This is a genomic window from Oleiphilus sp. HI0067 (assembly GCF_001635735.1).
The window spans coordinates 1-19,378 of sequence record NZ_LWFI01001333.1 but is presented as its reverse complement, the minus strand read 5'-3'; the positions used below and the strand labels follow the sequence as shown (position 1 = coordinate 19,378).

The following is a 19,378-nucleotide window of genomic DNA, read 5'->3' as shown; positions in this document are numbered from 1 at the left end:
TTTATTTAGCCTTTATAGCGAGCATCGAGAAGAAATTAAAGCACTGATACCAAGTGAAGGTGTTTTCGAAGCCCGCGTTTCGTAGTCGAGAGTAATGTGTACTTTCCGAGTCTGTGAGAAGAACTTTTTCGATAGCATTACGTTTTTGACTGATTTCGAGGTCGCTATAGCCATTTGCCTTTTTAAATAGCCAGTGCAACTCTTGCTGTTCTAGTTGTTCCTGCTCCTCATTGAAATGTAGTTTTTCGGACAAGATCAATACACCACCTGGAACTAGCGCCGCATAAATTTTATCCAGGAGGGCTTGGCGGTCCTCTGGGACAAGAAATTGAAGAGTGAAGTTCATTGTTACTACCGAGCATGGTTTGAAAGAGATATTTTGAATGTCATCTCCAACAAGGCTGACCGGCGTCGGATGGTTGTCTAGTTCGATATAATGCCCGCAGCGCTCAATCATTGAAGGTGAGTTGTCGATGCCAACAATCTCGGATAGAACGCCTCCACCGTGGCGCATTGCTAATGTTGCCGCACCAAGGGAGCAGCCCAGGTCGTAACCAAGTGTATCAGGTTGTGCGTAGCGCTCAGTAATTAAACTAATCATCGGGATGATAGTTTTATAACCCGGTACTGAACGCTGGATCATATCGGGAAAAACGCGAGCCACTGCTTCATCAAACTTAAAATCGTTCACACGATTAAGTGGTGATGAGTATATGTCATCAGGTCTTGTTTTTTGATTGCTCATGCTTGTTTGACCGTATTAATCGGCGCATTTAATCCCACGATTTTTGTAATCTACAAGCAGGCCTTGCATTTGATCGTCATGGTCGTTTTCTATGAATAAATATCCATTATGACAAGCAGAGCTTTGATGCGAAGGCTTCTGGGAAAGTCGGTAGTTAACATCTTCTTCCGCGATGTAGATGACTTTATAGTCGGCTAATGAATACTGCTCTGGCTCATTGCTTACGTGGACGATCTTTCCTTGCCAGTCTAGTACGCCTACTGTGCCTGCAATGCTGATAAAAATAGCAAACACTAAAGTGCGCATGCTGACCGTATCGTTGTTCGAAGTTTGTGTGTCGCTCATTGTTACTCAATTGAAAAACTATTTCGGAGGATTGTAGAACTTAGGGAGCAAGTTGCAATGGGTTTTCGTGTAATAGTGATAGTTGTTCACGAAGCTCTAGGATGTGCTCGGACCAATACCGTTCAGCGTTAAACCAAGGAAAGTGCATTGGGAATGCGGGATCTTGCCAACGACGAGCTAACCAAGCTGCGTAGTTCATTAGACGCAAGGTTCTTAGTACTTCAATGAGTCTAAGTTCTTTGAGTTCGAAGTTAGCGAATTGTTCGTAACCCTCAAGAAACTCTGATAGGAGTGAAGTTTGCTGAGTGCGATCTCCCGATAATAAGAGCCAGATATCTTGAATGGCTGGCCCCATAAGGCAGTCGTCAAAATCGACGAAGTGCGCAAGGTCATCTCGCCAAAGAATGTTACCCATATGGCAATCGCCGTGTATGCGCAAGAAACTAGGGTCGGCTTCATCCCAAATTGATTCCATTAGGCTAATTAAGTCATTGCTGAGCGAAGAGTATGCTGACTCCAAACTCATCGGAATGAACTCATTGGTAAGGAGAAAGTCGCGACTTTGTTTGGCCATCCTATCGATACTAATTGATGTGCGATGTTTGAATTGCTTGGTCGCACCGCATGCATGTAATCGTCCAATATTTAGACCGATTCTGTACATTGTATCTGGGAGTTCAAGCTCAGGAGCATAGCCGCCTTGCATTGGAAATAGTGCGAACTGAAATCCGTTAAATTCGTGAATTGAACTGTTATTAACGAGTGACGGAGCAACAAGATTAATTTCTTGTTGCTGCAGCTCAAAGCAAAAGTCATGTTCTTCTCGGATCGCTTCCGTTGACCAGCGGTTGGGTCGATAAAATTTAGCGATGCAAGGTGAGCCATCTTCAATACCAACGCGATATACACGGTTTTCGTAGCTATTTAGCGGGAATATGCGCTGATCGCTAATTAATCCGAGCGACTCTACAGCATCTATGACGGTATCTGGTACAAGGTTTTCGTATGGGTGTTGCATAGTGGCTATCAAAAATGGCTAATCGAACAAGTCTAACTGATGTTTGTCGTTTTTATTGTTACCAATCCGTACACCCAACCCTAGTAAGCGAATAGGCAGGGCTTTACGCTCCCATGCTTTTTCAACCATATTTATAAATGAGTCTGCAGATTTCCAATCTTCGATGCCTGCATGGATTGCTTCATCCATCGTGGTTTGTGTGAAATCATTAAACTTAAGCTTAATATAGCGCCCTAGTATGAAGTTTGGGTTTGCCTTGCTAACCCGTTCGGAAAGTTGTTCAAATTGCTTATAGAAAGCCGGAGAAAGCTCCTTCAATGAGCTAATGTCCGAACTGAAAGTGGTTTCGACAGACAAAGATTTTCGTTGGCGTTCTGTTACGACGGGGCGGTCATCAAACCCATTTGCGAGCTCGAGTAAGCGTTTTCCGTATTTTCCAAACCTCTCGATTATTTTATTTGAGTCGTAATTCCGAATATCTGTGCAGGTTTCGATATTCATCTCTTTTAATTTTTGAGCAGTGACCTTTCCTACGCCATTAATTTTAGTAACGGGTAGCGCGGCGACAAAGCTGTCAACTTGGTCAGGGGTAATGACAAATAACCCCGCCGGTTTGTTCCAGTCACTTGCAATTTTGGCGAGAAATTTATTAGGCGCTACGCCTGCAGAAACACTTAGATCAACCGTAGACTTGATGTCGTTTTGAATCGCTTGGGCGATTAGGGTTGCGCTTGAGTGAAATTCTGTACATTGAGAAACGTCTAGGTAGGCCTCGTCGAGGGATAAGGGTTCAATTAAGTCCGTGTATTGACGAAATACTTTATGCATTGCTAGAGATGCTTCACGATAGGCTTCGAAACGTGGCCTAATAAATACGAGCTGAGGGCAGAGTCTCAGCGCGACACTCGAAGGCATTGCTGAATGCACGCCATACTGTCTCGCTATATAATTACAGGTTGCGACCACTCCTCGCCCGTTGGGGTTTCCTCCAACAGCAATAGCTTGAGTTTTTAATGCCGGGTTGTCTCGTTCTTCGACGGAAGCGTAAAAAGCATCTGCATCAATGTGTATGATTTTTCTCATTTGCGATAGTGTAATCTATAAGGCGAAATCATTATCGCCTATGGACTGTTTTTAATTTAGGGAATTGTGGTCTTATGGATCGTTACAAGGTTGATACGGTCGTTATTGGCGCAGGTGTTGTGGGCTTGGCCGTCGCGTGGGCGCTTGCAAAACTTGGGCGTGAAGTTTGGATTTTAGAAAAAGAGTCTAGCTTCGGGCAGGGCACATCATCGAGAAACAGTGAGGTTATACATGCTGGAATCTATTATACAAAAGATAGTTTAAAGGCTCGATTGTGCGTCCAAGGTAAGCATTCGCTTTATCGTTATTTAGATGATAGAGATCTGCCTTATAAGCGCTGCGGCAAATTAATTGTTGCTACTAATGATGCTCAGGTTGATGAAATAAATAACATTATCCAGCGAGCAAATGGAAATGGCGTTGAAGACCTTGAGATGCTTTCAGTATCTGCACTTCAAAAGCTTGAGCCGGCGTTGTCGGCAAAGGCAGCGATTTTATCCCCATCAACTGGCATAGTAGATAGCCATTCATTTATGCACAGTATGTTGGGAGATGCAGAGCGCGACGGGGCGCAGTTAGTTACTAATTGCCAGGTTGAGATTTGTGAAGCTTCTGACAATAAATATCTGCTGAATCTAGTAGGTCACGATTGCTTGCTAGAGGCCGTCAACATCGTTAATGCCGCTGGTTTGTATGCTCCTCATTTAGCTGAAGACATTTTTCACGCCTATGCTCAATGTGGGTATGATTTTCAAGGCGAGTATGCCAAAGGCAGTTATTTTACATACGATGGCCGAACTCCTTTCAATCGTCTCATTTATCCCGTGCCTGAAGATGGTGGGCTTGGTGTTCATCTAACGCTGGATTTAGCTGGCAGTGCGCGATTTGGACCGGATGTCGAATGGAAAGGTGGACTAGGTGAGCGAGAGTTAATTGATTTTGACTACGCGGTTGATCCGTCGAGACGTAGTTTCTTTGCCTCGAGCATTCGGTCGTATTGGCCTGAGGTTGACGAAAGTCGTCTGCAGGCGGGCTATGCCGGTTTGAGGCCGAAACTAAAAATTAATGGCAGACTGTGTAACGATTTTCTGATTCACTCTGAGCGAGATCACGGATTAAAAGGTTTCGTAAATTTACTCGGAATAGAGTCGCCAGGACTGACATCTTCGATGGCTATTGCGGATTTAGTCTCCGAGTACTTTGCATGACAGTGCCGATTCCAATCAATTGACGTAAGGGGTAATTATTGTTTTGGAGTGCGCGCAAATGCCCAAATCTCAATTCTCTTCGCTCCAGCCTGTTTTAGCATTCTAGACGCTTCGTCTACCGTTGCTCCCGTGGTCACGACATCGTCAACAATAGCGATACTGTTTCCTTTGACGAATTCTATATTTCGAACGGAAAAACTGTTTTTAATGTTTTTCAGTCGAGCAGCTTTATTAGAGCGTTTTTGCTGCTTTGTTTCCTTAGTTTTAACAAGCAAATTGTTGCGATATCGAATGCCAGTTTTATGACTTAGCCGTGTAGCAAGTTCGTTAGCTTGGTCGAACTGATGTTCCTCATGTTTTTTGGGGTGCATAGGGATAGCGCACAAGAGGTCAGGGTAATCTGCGTTACTTAGTTTTCTGTTTTCAATAATAGCAATCGACATCGATTCGGCTATGTATTTTTTTGCGAGAAATTTAAAGTCGTGGCATAGCTTTGAGATTGGGAATTCGTATGAGCATGGAGCGAAAATTTGATCAAAGTAAGGCTGAGTATTTTTGCAGTCGTTACATATGGATTCATGAGCTCTGACTGTGATTGAACATGTAGCGCACTTAGGTTGGCTTGCCTGAATGTCCTCCAAGCAGTTTTTGCACAAAGCGTTGTGCGAGTCAGAATGCTTGTTACATAAATGACAGCGATTTAAGAGTAGGTGCTTGTATGGCGTATTGAAAAGGTATTTTGACTTGTTAACCAGTCTTCTGATTTTGGTTGACAAGTCTTGATCTGACTTTATCATTCACACTATCCTTGTGTTGATGCCAAGCAATGTAACATATCAACATTAATTTCCTCATTAAATAGATAGCAAGAGAGGCGTTTGGCCAAGATGAATATGAATGAACTAGGTGTGGTAAGGCATGACTGGGATAAAAAGGAAGTAGAGGAACTTTTTAATCTCCCATTTAATGATTTACTGTTCAAAGCTCAAGTGGTTCACCGCCAACATTTTGATCCAAATGAAGTGCAAGTGAGCACTTTGCTATCTATCAAAACTGGTGCATGCCCTGAAGATTGCAAGTACTGTCCGCAAAGTGGACATTACAATACTGGCCTTGAAAAAGAGAAGCTGATGCAAGTGGAAGCGGTATTAACAAAAGCTAAGCAAGCTAAGGAAAAAGGAAGTAGTCGTTTCTGTATGGGAGCCGCTTGGAAGCATCCGAGTGATAAAGACCTCCCTTACGTATTAGAAATGGTCAAGGGTGTTAAAGAATTGGGCTTAGAAACGTGTATGACTCTCGGTATGTTGAGAGATGATCAGGCTCAAGAGTTGGCAGATGCAGGTTTGGATTACTACAACCACAACCTAGATACGTCGCCTGACTTTTACGACAAGATCATTACCACACGAAGCTACCAAGATCGTCTTGATACCTTGCAGCATGTGCGTGATGCAGGTATGAAAATATGTAGTGGTGGCATTATTGGTATGGGTGAACGCGCATCAGATCGTATTGGCTTGCTAGTGCAGCTTGCTAATTTGCCGCAGCAACCTGAGAGTGTTCCTATTAATATGCTCGTTAAGGTAAAAGGAACACCCTTAGAAGATGTGGAGGATGTTGATCCGTTCGATTTCATTCGATGCATTGCTGTAGCGCGCATTATGATGCCGAAAAGTCATGTCCGCTTGTCTGCTGGACGTGAATCGATGAGCGATGAAATGCAAGCGCTTACCTTTATGGCGGGTGCTAACTCGATCTTTTATGGAGAGTGCTTGCTAACTACTCCTAACCCCGAAGCGCACAAAGATATGCAGCTATTTAAGCGCTTAGGCTTGCGTCCAGAGCAGCGTATTGAAGAGTCTGATGAAACACAAGAAGCTGTGCTGAACCAAGCAATTGTGAAGGATCAAGAAGCGAAAAATCCAATGTTCTATGAAGCAAGTGCAACTAGTGCTGGCGATTCAGTCCAACACTAGGTTTGTCTGTGGCGTACGACGCACCTTATTGGCGTGATCAACTATCTCTGATTGAGCAGAAAGCGCTTCTCAGAAAGCGCTTTGATGTTCACTCTCGAAGTGGAGTTGAGCTCGTCACTAATGGCGAGAAATTAACTAATTTTGCAAGTAATGATTATCTTGGCCTCGCGAGCCATCCTGAGATTGTTGAGGCCTTGTGCACGTCGGCACGCACCTATGGTGTCGGTAGTGGCGCTTCCGATGTTGTGTCTGGCCACTTTCAGGCGCATTCAGATCTGGAGCAAAAGCTAGCTCGCTTCACTAAGCGTGATAAAGCTTTGTTGTTTTCGACGGGGTATATGGCAAACCTAGCTGTTGCATCTGCGTTTGCGAATTCTCGTGCTCTATTACTACAAGATAAGCTGAATCACGCGTCATTGATTGACGGCGCCAAGTTGTCTGGTGCGAGAGCGCAAAGGTATCTGCATAATAACCCTGCTAGCCTCGGTAATTATCTAGCTAAACTGTATGACGCAGATAAATACGACCACTGCTTAGTTTTGAGTGATGGTGTGTTTAGTATGGATGGTAATGTCGCTGATATTTCTCAATTAAGCGAAGTATGCTCGTCTTATCCATCTTTGCTCGCCATTGATGACGCGCATGGACTTGGGGTTTTAGGTGAGGGCGGTTGTGGTAGCGTGCTTTCACAAGGTGTTTCTCAAGAACAGTGCCCGCTGTTAATTGGTACATTCGGTAAAGCGTTTGGTACTTTTGGAGCCTTCGTCGCAGGACCTGAGGATCTTATTTCATATTTAGAGCAAGTCGCACGCCCCCATATTTATACCACCGCGTTGCCGCCAAGTTTAGTCGATGCAACAAGTAAAAGCCTTTCGTTAATTGAAGCGGGTGATGATCTGAGGACTTTGCTCAATCAGCGAATTACTCAATTCAAAGAGGAATTGAGTGACAGTGGTTTTACTCTGTTAGATTCTCAGACTGCGATACAAGGCGTTGTATTAGGTGATAATCAGTTAGCTCTTGATGCAGGAGCATTTTTACGTGCTCGAGGTTTTTTAGTGGGCGTCATACGACCGCCCACTGTTCCCCAAGGTAGTGCCCGCTTGCGTATTACTATGAGTGCCGCGCATAACGCTTCAGATTTATCAAATTTGACTCAAGCTCTCAAAGAATTCCGCCGTGAGAGGATGGAGGCATGAGCAAGTACGTAGACCTTTTGTTTATTCAAGGTTGGTCGGTTTCTGAAGAATTCTACGCCGATTGGCTTCATGGTTTGTCAAAAGAACTTATGAGCAATCGATCAATCAAGATAGTAGCGTGCCCTGAGCGTGGCGATATTCGTTGGCTGGAGCATTTAGCCAAGGAATATGTATCGCCTAATACGGTGATTATTGGTTGGTCGCTAGGTGGAATGTTGGCCATTAAGCTCGCAGCTTACCTTGAAGGGGCTAATAAACCGTACGACCGTTTAGTGACACTAATGAGCTCGCCCAAGTTCGTAGAGTCGACGGATTATCAATGTGGTATGAAGCGACAGGACTTTGCTGATTTTGTGAGCTCTATTAGCGATGATCGAGCGATCGTTAAAACGTTTCCGTTTTTGTGTATCAAAGGTGCTCCTAAGCAATCCTCTTTATTGAAGCGAGTTCGCGAACAGTACGACCTTTGTTTATTAGAGGAATCAAATCGGTGCCAAAGCCTTAAGTTGCTAGGCGAATTGGATGTGCAGCAAGAGCTTGCCAACTTAACTCAGTCAGCACTCATGATATTCGGCGATCAAGATGTTTTGGTTAAGCAAAGCTGCGCTTTAGAGATTAAGAGCCAGTTTACTCATCATAAGAGCGTAATCATTGATGGTGTAGCGCACTTCCCGTTCGTTGATTCGGTGGGGCAGGTGCTTGTATCAGAGCTAAGTGACTTAAAGGCTGCGGTTTAAGATGTCCAATCAAAATGTAGCGAGTAAATCAGAGTTAGCAAATTCGTTCGGTAAAGCCGCTCAAAATTACGACGCTTCAGCATATCTACAGAAAATGGTTGGTAATCAGTTAATTGAGCATACTCTTGCGTGCGATGTTTCCTTCCCTCAAGGACTTGGGGGAGATCTTGGTTGCGGCACTGGGTATTTTTCCTCAGATGTAAAAACGAAATTCCAGCTCGCCGAAATGCTGTTGCTCGACATTTCTGAATCGATGGCGCGATACGCCTTTAGCCGGTGGTCTGAGGAAGCGTTGGTTGACGAAACGACTTCAACACGTGCGTTTTATCCTCTAGTGCTAGATGCCGAAAATATAGCTTTGCAATCCGAGGTTCTCGATTTTTGCTTCTCCAGTTTGGCGCTTCAATGGGTGAATGACTTGAAAACAGCCTTAAAGCAAGCTCACGCTGCGCTAAAACCTGGTGGTGTCATAAGCTATTCAACCTTAGTCGATGGCACTTTGGATGAGTTGAAAACGTCATGGTCTAGGGTCGATGACGCAACGCATGTAAACGAGTTTATGACTTATAGGGCTTGCCTCAACGCTGCGTTGGAGCTTGGTTATGAAGTGTTAGTTGATAAGCAGTCTCCAATAGTTGTTGAGTATCAGCGTCCTATGGATTTAATGAAGGATTTAAAAGCGATCGGTGCGCATAATATCTCGAGAGGTCGCTCAAAGGGGCTTGCAGGTAAGGGTAAGCTAAAACGAGTACTTCAAGCATATGAAGACTTTCGGCATCCAAAGGGGCATTACCCAGCAACCTATCAAGTTGCGTATTTTGTGCTTAAGAAAAAACGATGAGTGATTAATGAAAAAATATTTTGTAACCGGTACAGATACTGAAGTAGGTAAAACTTTTTCTAGTTGTCGCTTGCTAGAAGAAGCGTATCGGCAAGGAATGAGCACCCTAGGGCTAAAGCCGGTGGCAGCGGGTTGTGAAATGCTCGATAGCCAGATGAAAAACGAAGACGCATTAGCTTTGATTGAGGCATCATCAGTCAAATTGCCTTATGCCCAGGTAAATCCAGTCGCACTGGAGACTGCGTGTTCGCCGCATATCGCGGCAAGTATATCTAAGAAGGCAGTTAGCGCTTCGCGATTGACCGGATACGTGCGCGGCGCGTTAATGAGCAAGGTAGACTTCGCGCTTGTTGAGGGTGCTGGAGGTTGGAGAGTACCAATTAGTCCTCGCGAAACCATGGCAGACCTCGCCAAAGAATTAGGTTATCCAGTTATTGTTGTGGTTGGAATGAAGCTTGGTTGTTTGAATCATGCATTACTGACCGCAGAAGCGATCCGTAATGACGGGCTTGTATTAGCAGGTTGGATTGCGAATCAACAATCTTCAGACCAAATGAGCTATTTTGATGAAAATGTTCATACTTTGCGCCAAGCTATAAATGCACCTTGCTTAGGTGTTTTGCCGCATCAATCAGGTAGCGTTTCTGCAGAATTTGGTAAATATATACATTTAGATTGTTTAACTGTGTAAAAGATAGGCTCAATGCTTGCACAGCCAACCAAGCTTTGCTTCAATTAAATTGATCAGAAATTAATCAATGGTTTGGCAAATGAATATCAATGCAGTATCAGAAATCGGATTGAGCGGTGTACGCACAGGGTTAGAAGGTGCCGAAAAGGCAGCTGCTGACATCGTACGTGCTGGAACCGTAGATGGTGCTGATGGTACAAATGATGTTGTCGAACCAATCATTGAACTTCGCTTATATCAACGTTCTATTGAAGCGTCATCACAAGTAGTTCGCACCGCGGATGAAGTACTTGGTACTCTTCTCGATACCCTAGCATAACCCTCGTTTAATTCTCCCTTGTTTAAAGGTTCGCGTTTTTGTGCGAGACGCACTCCTGTTTGTTCTCTTTTAGTTTCTCGTAATGCTTGACAAAGCATACAAGCGAACGTATGTTTCAAACACTCGTTTGATTTAGAGTCGAAACCGGCACGTGTACTGTTAACACGGGCTTTGAAATTTAATTAGTTTTCAAACGAAACCGAATAAAATTGAGGTAACGTTATGCCAGAATATAAAGCTCCCCTAAGAGACATTAAGTTCTTAATGGACGAAGTGCTTGATAGCGAACAGCACTACCAAAACATCGGTGCGACTGATGCAACTCCTGACATGATCGATGCGATCGTTGCTGAAGGCGCTAAGTTCTGTGAAGAAGTTCTTGCACCTATTAATCAATCAGGTGACCAAGAAGGTTGTACTTGGAGCGAAGACGGTGTTAAAACGCCGACTGGTTTTAAAGAAGCATATCAGCAGTACGTAGAAGGCGGATGGCCTTCAATGAACGCTCCTGTTGAGCACGGTGGTCAAGGTCTTCCAGAATCGATCAACATCATTCTCAGTGAAATGGTTGGTACTGCTAATTGGGCATGGGGTATGTACCCTGGTTTATCTCACGGTGCACGTGCAACACTTGAAGAGCACGGAACACCTGAGCAGCAAGAGACTTACCTGACTAAACTTATCTCTGGTGAGTGGACAGGTACTATGTGTTTGACTGAGCCGCAATGTGGTTCTGACCTAGGTATCCTTACTACTAAAGCTGAGCCAAACGCTGACGGTTCTTATGCTATCACTGGTACTAAGATCTTTATCTCTGCTGGTGAGCACGACATGGTCGATAACATCGTTCATATCGTACTGGCACGTCTTCCAGGTGCTCCGGAAGGTACAAAAGGTATTTCTTTGTTCGTCGTTCCTAAGTGTCTTCCTGATGCAAACGGTGAAGCAGGTGAGCGTAATGCTGTTTCTTGTGGTTCTATTGAGCACAAGATGGGTATTCACGGTAACTCAACTTGTGTGATGAACTTCGATGGCGCGAAAGGTTGGTTGATTGGTCCAGAAAACAAGGGCCTAAACTGCATGTTTACGTTCATGAACGTTGCGCGTATCGGTACTTCTATTCAAGGTCTTGCGGCTGCGGAAGGTTCTTTCCAAGGTGCACTTACATACGCTAAAGATCGTTTGGCGATGCGTTCATTGACTGGTCCTAAGAACCCAGAAGGTAAAGCTGACCAAATCATCGTGCACCCTGACGTTCGTCGTATGCTTCTTACTCAGAAAGCTATCGCGGAAGGCTCTCGTGCGATGATCTACTATGCAGCTCAACAGGCTGACCTAGTTGCTCACGGTGAAGGTGAAGATCAGAAAGCTGCTGATGAGATGCTTGGCTTCTTGACGCCAATCTTGAAAGCATTCTGTACTGAAGCTGGTTTTGAAGCTGCTAACCACGGTTTACAAGTATTCGGTGGCCACGGTTTCATTGCTGAATGGGGCATGGAGCAAATTGTTCGTGATACGCGTATCGCACTTCTTTATGAAGGAACTACTGGTATTCAGGCGCTTGACTTACTTGGTCGTAAGATCCTTATGAGCCAGGGTGCATCACTTCGCAACTTCACTAAGCAGGTACATAAGTTCTGCCAGGCTAACGAAGGTAACGAAGCCTTGAAACCATTCATCGAGAAACTAACTACTCTTAACAAAGAGTGGGGCGACATCACAATGAAAGTTGGCATGAATGCTATGAAGAACCGTGATGAAGTTGGTGCGGCTTCTGTAGACTTCCTAATGTACTCTGGTTACGTATGCTTGGCATATTTCTGGGCGCAAATGGTTAAAGTTGCTCAAGAAAAGCTAGACGCTGGTACTACTGAAACTGGTTTCTATACAGCTAAAGTACAAACTGCACAGTTCTACTTCGATCGTATCCTTCCACGCACAGCTGCACACGCGCAGATGATTGCTGCAGGTAGCGACTCGATGATGGCAATCGACGAAGAAAACTTCGCATTCTAATTGTCATTATTCATGAAAAAGCCCGCTTTGCGGGCTTTTTTGCGTTATAATGCGCGCGATTTTTTTGGCTGACGGCGTTCTTTGAGCGCTTTAGCTCATAGATAAACACAAAGAATTAATTGAGGATTAGGAAATGGCAGAGTACAAAGCGCCCCTTCAAGATATTCGCTTCGTAATGAATGAAGTGTTTGAAGCAGAAAAACTTTGGGGTTCATTGGCAGGCACACAAGATGTCATTGACATGGAAACTGCTGATGCAATTTTAGAAGAGGCTGGAAAAATTACAGCTTCGTTGATTGCACCATTGAGTCGTGAAGCTGATGAAGAAGGTTGTCACTTTGATAACGGTAAAGTCACTGTACCTGCAGGCTTTGTAAATGCATATAAAACGTTTGCTGAAGGTGGTTGGTCAGGTTTGACTGGTAACCCAGTTTACGAAGGTATGGGCATGCCTAAAATGTTGGGCGCTCAGTATGAAGAGATGCTTTACTCTGCTGACATCTCATTCGGTCTATATGTGTGTTTGACTTCTGGTGCGGCATTGGCAATTGATGCGCACGCTTCAGAAGAGCTTAAGCAAAAATACCTGCCAAAAATGTATTCAGGTGAATGGACAGGTGCTATGGATTTGACTGAGCCTCACTCAGGTACAGATCTTGGTATGATTCGCACCAAGGCTGAGCCAAATGCCGACGGTTCATACAGCATTACTGGTACGAAGATCTTTATCACAGGTGGTGAAAATGACCTGACTGATAACATCATTCATCTAGTGCTTGCGAAACTTCCGGATGCGCCAGCTGGATCAAAAGGTATTTCTCTTTTCCTAGTGCCGCGTAACAGTGTTGATAACAACGGCGTTGTAGGTGAAAACAATAATGTTACTTGTGGTTCAATCGAACACAAGATGGGTATTAAAGCTTCCGGTACCTGTGTTATGAACTTTGATGGTGCGCAAGGTTGGTTGGTCGGCGAAGTAAACAAAGGTCTTTTGGCTATGTTTACAATGATGAACTACGAACGCTTGAGTGTTGGTATTCAAGGTTTCGCCGCAGCAGAGCGCTCTTACCAAAACGCACGTGAATACGCACTTGATCGTATTCAAGGTCGTGCAGCAACAGGTCCTGTTAATACTGAAAAGCAAGCTGACCCGATTATCGTTCACGCTGACGTTCGTCGTATGCTTCTTACTATGAAGGCTTACACAGAAGGCTCGCGTGCTTTCTCTACCTACGTTGCAAGTTACCTCGACATTGCTAAGTTCTCTGATGATGCCGATCAGATTAAGCATGCAAATGCAATGATTGCACTTCTCACGCCAATCGCTAAAGCATACATGACAGACCGCGCATTAGATTCTTGTGTTGCTGGTCAGCAAGTATTTGGTGGTCATGGCTTTATTCGTGAGTGGGGTCAAGAGCAACTAGTTCGTGACACGCGTATCACGCAAATATATGAAGGTACTAATGGCGTTCAAGCAATGGACTTGATGGGGCGTAAAGTTGTTGCTAATGGTGGCAAACTATATGAGCTATTTGCTAGCGAAGTAAAAGAGTTCATTGCTGCTGAATCAGGCAATCCTGCGTTGGCTGGCAAGCTTGATCAACTTTCTGCAGCTTTAGATCGCTTAACTGAAGCGACTGAATATGTAATTGGTGCAACACAGGGCGACGCAGATGCGATCGGCGCAGCAGCGGTTGAGTACTTGGATTTATTTGGTCTAACTGCATACGGCTACATGTGGGCACGCATGGTTGCAAAAGCAGCACCTAAAGTTGAAGAAGATGTGTTCTATGCGAATAAGCTTAAGACTGCTAACTTCTTCTTTAGTCGTCTTCTTCCAAGGACTCTTTCTCTTCTTGAGACGATTAAGTCTGGTAGTGAAGATACGATGGCGCTTGAAGCTGAAAACTTCTAAGTCTTATTTAGCGTCAATAAAAAACCGGTACTTGTTACCGGTTTTTTTATGTCTGACATTCGGCCAAAAAAAAGCGGCGTGGTCGCCGAACAAGACCATCGCCGCTGAGGTTAAACAAACTAATAACTAAGGAGGGAAATGAAAACCCTGAAACATCTCTGTTTCGTTAAGATAGATATTAGTTTTGGATGGGGCGTATTTTGATCGGCCGAAAGGCTTATTTGCTGAAAGTTAATAAAAACGAAAGGCGAGTTACTTAATTAAATAGCTTAAGAAGGCTGTCTTTAATCTTGTCTACGGCTTCGTTATCTTTCCCAATGATGCCGTCCAAGCGTTCACGATGCTTATTGATGACGCGATCAAGCTCTTTTTCTGTTTTGCGCTTTGCTTCATCAATAGCTGCATTTTGAACTTGCTGCTTCAGTGCGCTGTAGTTGATGTCGCAACGATGTTGATTGGCAATTAGCTTGCCTTGGCATGTTAAAGGAATGCTAATGTTCTGAAGTTTTGGATTGATGCGACAGGCATGTGTTGCGCCGTTCGCTTCAGGTTTTATGTAAAAGTTAGCTTCATATGATTGATTTAGAATATCAGCAGTACCATTTACGATTGTGTTCGTGCTATTCGAATTAAGCTTTGTATGTTGGGTTTGTATGACGGAGTTGTTTAACTCGATTGTACTTGTTAGCTTTTTGATGCTCGTTGAAGAGCCCGCTTTCTCAATGTCATATTTGTCATTATTAATATATGAAATGCCTTTACAGAGCCAAGCATCAATATTTATTCCGTCCACACGACCCTGTTGAAGTTCAGCTTGAACACTTCCTGAGTTAGTAGCTTTAAGATCTGGGATGGTGTTACCCGTCAGGGATATGGCGCCATTTAGATCAAGTGTACCTGCAAAGGAAATATCGTTTGTTTGCAGAGTAGGCGGCATAAGTTCTCCAACAATAAGACTATTCGCATCAATGCTAAGATCCCAAACTGGATTGGGCAGTTGTACATTCACGACTGCGGCGGCTGTGATACTTCCGTTCGCGACTGAGGCTTCATTAGTGCTTCTTATACGGCCGTTGTTTATCAAAATCGATGTTTTTATCCCTGAAGCCTCAATGTGCTGATATCTCAGTTTGTCTTGCACGAGATTAAAGGAGATGTCCGCCTTTTGGATGAAGTCCAATGGCAAGATCTGTTTGACTGCTTCGTTATTTGATTCAATTGCAGCGATATGTGGCGCGGTAACCTGCTTTTGCGAAGGAATTATGGCAGCGAGGTAGTTGTCTATAACCGCCTGATCGCCAGCCAATGAGATGTCATAAAAGTTGGCAGCTGGGCGCGCTTTAATTGAACCCAAGAACTTTGATTCGTCGAACGCTAAGTCGAAATTAGTGCTCTGTAAAGTTCCTGAACGAAATGTAAATGGAGCATCAACTCCTATGTTTTTAAAGGCTTTGTCGTTAATCGGTAAATTTAAACCTAAGTATTGGTTTACATTTGCAAGAGCAAAGGGTGCAACGTGAATCATGCCCGTTATATCAGGACTGGTGCGAAGCTTCTTGGCGACAAATTGAGTATCTAAAGCAATGCTGGCGCCACTGACCTGCATGCTCGAAGCGTTTAGTGTGTCACCTTTCAGGTCATACTCAAAGTTTCCAGTTAGCGAGAGCTGTATGGTTTTCTTATTAGGCAGTATCCCAGAAAGGTCGAGATTATTTTCAAGTCCAATGAGTGATAGCATTTGACGTTCAGCGCTGATATTTGCTTTTGTTCTGAGGCTGTTGAAGTAGCGTGTCCCTTGTAGCTTGTCTTCATAAGTGAAGCTGAATTGAATAGGAAAATCCTCATCTAGTCTTGCATTATTCACTTCTAAGTCAAAGCTGTGAAGTGAGATATTCAGAGAGCTTTGCGCGTTTATGTAGTCCACTCGATAGTTTTGAATATGAATATGCTTTGCCAAAAATGGTATCGTCGCCAACTCTGTGCTTGTAGGTTTCAGATTTGTATTGTCGGTGGTGACAACTGAACTATCTGTTTTTTGTGACTCTTCATCGACCGGTTTACCGCCTTCAGTCAAAAGATCCCAATTACGATTTCCAGATTCGTCGACATACAGATGAATATGAGCGCCGTTTGAATAAATTCCGTTAATTTCAGGGGCGAGCTTGAGCAAGCTGAGCGTGTCTATCGATAGGTCGATCTGTGATACCTGAGTAAATACTTGCCCCTCTTGATCTAGAATACTGAGAGAGTCAAGGGTTACACCGAGAGGCCACCAAGAAAGCTTCAATTCCCCATCAATTTTTATAGTTAAACCGAAACGGTCCTTCGTACTGTTTTCGATGTCTCTTTTATAGTCATTAACATCAATACTGCTTAGAACAGTAATGATTGTAAGTACCAAGATAACGAAAATCGTAACTAATATTTTTAGTGCAAGCTTAAGCATGGCCAATGACTGTTGATAATTCGAGTCTAAATCTTAGTGAGTCGAATATATCCATTGGACTAACAGGAGTTTACGGTTTAGACATTTGCGCTTTATCTTCAAAGTGTTTGTCCACATTGATCAGTTAAAAAGCAAGTTTTGATCAGTCCTATGTATTTAAACTAGAGTAGAGTTACTAAGTTGAATAAAAATAAAACCTGTTAGGAATATCTATGCCAGTTCAAGTCCCTTTGTTGATAAACGGCGAGTTCGTTGAAAGCACAAGCCAAAACAAATTACCTGTATTAAATCCAGCAACCCAAGAAGTCCTTGCTGAAGTGCCATGCGCGTCTGAAGCTGAAATGGAGCTAGCTATTGAAGGCGCTAAACAAGCCTATAAAGCTTGGAAAAATACTGCAGTGACGGATCGTTCTCGTTTAATGTTTCGCTATCAACACCTATTAAAAGAGAAGCAGCGCGAGATAGCAGAAATCTTAGCGGTCGACACAGGTAAGAACATCGAAGATGCTATGGGCGATGTTTGGCGTGGAATAGAGGTCGTCGAGCAGGCGTGCAATATTCCTAGCTTAGTTATGGGGGAAACGGTTGAGAATGTTGCGCGAGAGGTTGATACGTACAGTATCACGCAGTCACTCGGCGTTACGCTTGGCATTACGCCATTTAACTTCCCCGCCATGATTCCTTTGTGGATGTTTCCGATGGCGACGGCATGCGGCAACGCTATGATTCTCAAACCGTCTGAACAGGTCCCGTTGGCAACCATGCGTTTAATAGAGTTGTTTGTAGAAGCGGGCGCACCTGCAGGTTTGGTTCAAGTGATCCATGGCGACAAGGATCAGGTTAATTATCTCTTAAATCATGAAGACGTTGTCGCGACATCTTTTGTTGGCTCTGTGCCGGTCGCTGCGCACGTGTATCGCACGGCAACCAATCAGTTAAAGCGCGCTCAATGCTTCGCGGGTGCCAAGAATCATATGGTTGTTATGCCTGATGCCGATAAGGCAACTGTAATGAATGCACTAGTGGGCGCTACGGTAGGCGCTGCAGGACAGCGTTGTATGGCGATTAGTGTCATTGTATTTGTCGGCGAAACAATTAAGTGGGCTGACGACTTAGCAGAGCGCTTGAGAAATGTGAATCCAGGTGCGTGGGATGACCCTAATGCTGCGTTTGGTCCGGTGATTACACCGGCAAGCAAACAAAGAATTGAGTCATTGATCGAGTCTGGAATTACGCAAGGAGCGACATGTTTAGTTGATGGGCGAGGCGTCGTTGTTGACGGATATCCAGATGGAAACTGGGTCGGGCCGACGCTCTTTAAAGATGTTTCTACTGATATGGATATATATCAACAAGAAATATTCGGCCCAGTAGTATGTTGTATTAATGTTGATTCTCTGGATGCAGCCTTGGATTTGGTTAACAGCAGTCCTTATGGCAACGGTACGTCTATATTTACTCAGTCTGGGATCAGTGCTCGCCGTTATCAGCACGAGGTTGAAGTTGGTCAAGTGGGTATTAATTTGCCTATACCTGTTCCTTTGCCGTTTTTCTCGTTCACTGGCTGGAAAGGTTCTTTTATGGGTGACTTGCATGCTTATGGAAAACAAGCCGTCAGGTTTTATACCGAAACTAAAACCGTGACCTCAAACTGGAAAGCTACGGAAAATCAGTCATCCGGCCCGAACATGAGTATCTCGTTAAAGTAAGAAGCATTTCATTTTTAATTTGCTGATAAAAACAAGGATAAATTATGGCAACGATTACGTTTGTTGGTCTCGGTAATATGGGCGGCCCAATGGCTTTGAATTTGATCAAGGCCGGTCATTCGGTTTATGCGATTGATTTGATGCCTGAGCTCGTTGAAAGCTTAGTTAGAGAAGGCGCGCATAAAGCGCAGTCTTTGGAGGATGCGGTAAAAGCATCAGACGTCATTATTACAATGCTCCCTGCTGGAAAGCATGTGGCTTCTCTATTTTTAGGCGAGCCAAATGCCAAACAGGGTTTGCTCGAACAGCTCAGCAACAAGCCTCTGATTATTGATTCCTCAACGATTGATGCCGCAACAGCCAGAAGCGTGCACGACGCTTGTCGTGAAAACGGTATCGATATGGTTGATGCGCCAGTCTCCGGAGGCGTTGCCGCAGCAGCTGCGGGTAGTTTAACGTTTATGTGTGGTGGGGATGCTGTTGCCTTTGAAAAGGCGCAACCTATCTTAGGCGCAATGGGGGCTAATATATTCCATGCAGGTCCTGAAGGTGCGGGGCAGGTTGCCAAAATGTGTAACAACATGCTGCTAGCAATACACATGATCGGAACATCTGAGGCATTAAATCTAGGCGCAAACAATGGGCTAGATCCATCTGTATTGTCTGAAATCATGCTGGCTAGTTCTGGAAAAAATTGGAGCCTAGAAAAATATAATCCTTATCCCAATGTTATGCCGACAAGCCCTGCCTCGAATGATTATCGACCGGGTTTTATGGTAGATCTAATGGCCAAAGACTTAGGCTTGGCGATGGAGAATGCTGTCGAAACTTCAAGTAAAACGCCTCTAGGTCGTGCTGCACATGACATGTATGTCGATAAGCAAGATTCAGGAGAAGGAAAGAAGGATTTTTCTAGTATTCTTGAAGATATCGCTAAATAAAAACGCCGTCATTTCTATTACAAGGAGCCGAAGAGCTCCTTTTTTATTGTCTACAGTTTTTGTGCGAGGAACTTTGCAGTCATAATTTGTCTATAGTGTCCTCTAAACAATTGTAGGGTATGAAAATGCGTGGAGTAAAAGCAGCTCGTTTAGTCATGAGCTTTTTATTAGCGGTATTGCTTGGTG

At 44.1% G+C, this 19,378-nt stretch carries 17 protein-coding genes and 1 pseudogene; 11 read left to right on the top strand and 7 right to left on the bottom strand.

Features of this window, described 5'->3' with window-relative positions; genetic code table 11:
* Nucleotide 1: 1 nt before the first annotated feature.
* Genes cmoA through dinB form a run of 4 tightly spaced genes read right to left on the bottom strand, consistent with a single transcriptional unit; the run spans nt 2 to nt 3,191 of the window.
* Nucleotides 2–745: a carboxy-S-adenosyl-L-methionine synthase CmoA gene (gene cmoA, locus A3739_RS20940; protein WP_068481653.1), complete on the bottom strand. Its 744-nt coding sequence runs from the start codon at nt 743–745 to the stop codon at nt 2–4.
* Nucleotides 746–760: 15 nt separating this feature from the next.
* Nucleotides 761–1,090, bottom strand: a complete 330-nt coding sequence (locus A3739_RS20935; protein ID WP_068502662.1) for a hypothetical protein — start codon at nt 1,088–1,090, stop codon at nt 761–763.
* Between the two features lie 40 nt (nt 1,091–1,130).
* Nucleotides 1,131–2,108 (bottom strand): serine/threonine protein kinase, encoded by a 978-nt coding sequence (locus tag A3739_RS20930; protein WP_068481657.1) that lies wholly within the window; start codon nt 2,106–2,108, stop codon nt 1,131–1,133.
* An 18-nt stretch (nt 2,109–2,126) separates the two neighbouring features.
* Nucleotides 2,127–3,191, bottom strand: coding sequence for a DNA polymerase IV (gene dinB / locus A3739_RS20925; RefSeq protein ID WP_068502659.1), 1,065 nt, complete (start codon nt 3,189–3,191; stop codon nt 2,127–2,129).
* Between the two features lie 74 nt (nt 3,192–3,265).
* Between dinB and A3739_RS20920 the strand changes: the two genes are divergently transcribed.
* Nucleotides 3,266–4,399, top strand: coding sequence for an NAD(P)/FAD-dependent oxidoreductase (locus tag A3739_RS20920; RefSeq protein WP_068481663.1), 1,134 nt, complete (start codon nt 3,266–3,268; stop codon nt 4,397–4,399).
* A gap of 35 nt (nt 4,400–4,434) precedes the next feature.
* Here the strand turns inward: A3739_RS20920 and A3739_RS30185 are convergent, their stop codons facing one another.
* Nucleotides 4,435–4,842 (bottom strand): ComF family protein, encoded by a 408-nt coding sequence (locus tag A3739_RS30185; RefSeq protein WP_068481666.1) that lies wholly within the window; start codon nt 4,840–4,842, stop codon nt 4,435–4,437.
* A 123-nt stretch (nt 4,843–4,965) separates the two neighbouring features.
* Nucleotides 4,966–5,196, bottom strand: a pseudogene (locus tag A3739_RS31490) (double zinc ribbon domain-containing protein); the annotation flags it as partial.
* A gap of 96 nt (nt 5,197–5,292) precedes the next feature.
* On the opposite strand from A3739_RS31490, the gene bioB reads away from it, so the two are divergent.
* The 8 genes from bioB (at nt 5,293) to A3739_RS20875 (ending at nt 14,096) form a co-directional block, all read left to right on the top strand.
* The gene (bioB, locus tag A3739_RS20910) at nt 5,293–6,375 is read left to right on the top strand and encodes a biotin synthase BioB (protein ID WP_156493424.1); all 1,083 of its coding nucleotides are present in this window, start codon (nt 5,293–5,295) and stop codon (nt 6,373–6,375) included.
* Nucleotides 6,376–6,383: 8 nt separating this feature from the next.
* Nucleotides 6,384–7,574: an 8-amino-7-oxononanoate synthase gene (gene bioF, locus A3739_RS20905; protein WP_068481671.1), complete on the top strand. Its 1,191-nt coding sequence runs from the start codon at nt 6,384–6,386 to the stop codon at nt 7,572–7,574.
* Nucleotides 7,571–8,311, top strand: a complete 741-nt coding sequence (locus tag A3739_RS20900; protein WP_068481673.1) for a hypothetical protein — start codon at nt 7,571–7,573, stop codon at nt 8,309–8,311. Before bioF ends, A3739_RS20900 begins: the two co-directional genes overlap by 4 nt.
* A gap of 1 nt (nt 8,312) precedes the next feature.
* A complete protein-coding gene (gene bioC, locus A3739_RS20895; protein ID WP_068502656.1) occupies nt 8,313–9,152 on the top strand; it encodes a malonyl-ACP O-methyltransferase BioC in 840 nt (279 codons plus the stop codon).
* Nucleotides 9,153–9,159: 7 nt separating this feature from the next.
* Nucleotides 9,160–9,843, top strand: a complete 684-nt coding sequence (gene bioD, locus A3739_RS20890; protein ID WP_068474759.1) for a dethiobiotin synthase — start codon at nt 9,160–9,162, stop codon at nt 9,841–9,843.
* Between the two features lie 79 nt (nt 9,844–9,922).
* Nucleotides 9,923–10,162 (top strand): flagellar biosynthesis protein FlgE, encoded by a 240-nt coding sequence (locus A3739_RS20885; RefSeq protein ID WP_068481689.1) that lies wholly within the window; start codon nt 9,923–9,925, stop codon nt 10,160–10,162.
* A gap of 222 nt (nt 10,163–10,384) precedes the next feature.
* Entirely contained in the window at nt 10,385–12,178 is a 1,794-nt protein-coding gene (locus A3739_RS20880; RefSeq protein WP_068481677.1) for an acyl-CoA dehydrogenase C-terminal domain-containing protein, read from the top strand.
* Nucleotides 12,179–12,311: 133 nt separating this feature from the next.
* On the top strand, nt 12,312–14,096 hold the full coding sequence (locus A3739_RS20875; protein WP_068481304.1) for an acyl-CoA dehydrogenase C-terminal domain-containing protein: 1,785 nt from the start codon (nt 12,312–12,314) through the stop codon (nt 14,094–14,096).
* 256 nt (nt 14,097–14,352) lie between these two features.
* Here the strand turns inward: A3739_RS20875 and A3739_RS20870 are convergent, their stop codons facing one another.
* On the bottom strand, nt 14,353–16,542 hold the full coding sequence (locus A3739_RS20870) for an AsmA family protein (RefSeq protein ID WP_068502653.1): 2,190 nt from the start codon (nt 16,540–16,542) through the stop codon (nt 14,353–14,355).
* A 212-nt stretch (nt 16,543–16,754) separates the two neighbouring features.
* Between A3739_RS20870 and A3739_RS20865 the strand changes: the two genes are divergently transcribed.
* Together A3739_RS20865 and mmsB are read left to right on the top strand one after the other, a co-directional pair.
* Complete coding sequence (locus tag A3739_RS20865; protein ID WP_068479606.1) at nt 16,755–18,251, top strand: CoA-acylating methylmalonate-semialdehyde dehydrogenase; 1,497 nt, start codon at nt 16,755–16,757, stop codon at nt 18,249–18,251.
* 44 nt (nt 18,252–18,295) lie between these two features.
* Nucleotides 18,296–19,192 (top strand): 3-hydroxyisobutyrate dehydrogenase, encoded by an 897-nt coding sequence (gene mmsB, locus A3739_RS20860; protein WP_068475015.1) that lies wholly within the window; start codon nt 18,296–18,298, stop codon nt 19,190–19,192.
* Nucleotides 19,193–19,378 lie beyond the last annotated feature (186 nt).

Coding starts and splice junctions, on each gene's coding strand:
- A3739_RS20930 (WP_068481657.1), bottom strand. CDS start 2,108: ATGCAACACCCATACGAAAACCTTGTACCAGATACCGTCATAGATGCT.
- A3739_RS30185 (WP_068481666.1), bottom strand. CDS start 4,842: ATGTCGATTGCTATTATTGAAAACAGAAAACTAAGTAACGCAGATTAC.
- A3739_RS20880 (WP_068481677.1), top strand. CDS start 10,385: ATGCCAGAATATAAAGCTCCCCTAAGAGACATTAAGTTCTTAATGGAC.
- bioC (WP_068502656.1), top strand. CDS start 8,313: ATGTCCAATCAAAATGTAGCGAGTAAATCAGAGTTAGCAAATTCGTTC.
- A3739_RS20865 (WP_068479606.1), top strand. CDS start 16,755: ATGCCAGTTCAAGTCCCTTTGTTGATAAACGGCGAGTTCGTTGAAAGC.
- A3739_RS20920 (WP_068481663.1), top strand. CDS start 3,266: ATGGATCGTTACAAGGTTGATACGGTCGTTATTGGCGCAGGTGTTGTG.
- A3739_RS20885 (WP_068481689.1), top strand. CDS start 9,923: ATGAATATCAATGCAGTATCAGAAATCGGATTGAGCGGTGTACGCACA.
- bioB (WP_156493424.1), top strand. CDS start 5,293: ATGAATGAACTAGGTGTGGTAAGGCATGACTGGGATAAAAAGGAAGTA.
- dinB (WP_068502659.1), bottom strand. CDS start 3,191: ATGAGAAAAATCATACACATTGATGCAGATGCTTTTTACGCTTCCGTC.
- A3739_RS20875 (WP_068481304.1), top strand. CDS start 12,312: ATGGCAGAGTACAAAGCGCCCCTTCAAGATATTCGCTTCGTAATGAAT.
- A3739_RS20870 (WP_068502653.1), bottom strand. CDS start 16,542: ATGCTTAAGCTTGCACTAAAAATATTAGTTACGATTTTCGTTATCTTG.
- A3739_RS20935 (WP_068502662.1), bottom strand. CDS start 1,090: ATGAGCGACACACAAACTTCGAACAACGATACGGTCAGCATGCGCACT.
- mmsB (WP_068475015.1), top strand. CDS start 18,296: ATGGCAACGATTACGTTTGTTGGTCTCGGTAATATGGGCGGCCCAATG.
- bioD (WP_068474759.1), top strand. CDS start 9,160: ATGAAAAAATATTTTGTAACCGGTACAGATACTGAAGTAGGTAAAACT.
- cmoA (WP_068481653.1), bottom strand. CDS start 745: ATGAGCAATCAAAAAACAAGACCTGATGACATATACTCATCACCACTT.
- A3739_RS20900 (WP_068481673.1), top strand. CDS start 7,571: ATGAGCAAGTACGTAGACCTTTTGTTTATTCAAGGTTGGTCGGTTTCT.